The 496-nt window shown below is 53.2% G+C and carries 1 rRNA gene; it reads left to right on the forward strand.

Annotated elements, in window-relative coordinates:
* Positions 1 to 496: ribosomal RNA gene (locus tag ACXAFI_RS20020) — 23S ribosomal RNA — on the forward strand; the annotation flags it as partial.

The following is a 496-nucleotide window of genomic DNA, read 5'->3' on the forward strand; positions in this document are numbered from 1 at the left end:
CAGTAACGCTAGTTACTGTGGAGCCGTCCTTGAAATACCACCCTGGTATGTTTGAGGTTCTAACTCTGGTCCGTTATCCGGATCGAGGACAGTGTATGGTGGGTAGTTTGACTGGGGCGGTCTCCTCCCAAAGAGTAACGGAGGAGTACGAAGGTGCACTCAGCATGGTCGGAAATCATGCAATGAGCATAATGGTATAAGTGCGCTTGACTGCGAGTCAGACATGACGAGCAGGTACGAAAGTAGGTCATAGTGATCCGGTGGTTCTGTATGGAAGGGCCATCGCTCAACGGATAAAAGGTACTCCGGGGATAACAGGCTGATACCGCCCAAGAGTTCACATCGACGGCGGTGTTTGGCACCTCGATGTCGGCTCATCACATCCTGGGGCTGAAGCCGGTCCCAAGGGTATGGCTGTTCGCCATTTAAAGTGGTACGCGAGCTGGGTTTAGAACGTCGTGAGACAGTTCGGTCCCTATCTGCCGTGGGCGTTGGA

This window comes from Microbulbifer sp. ABH2_005 (assembly GCF_056160005.1).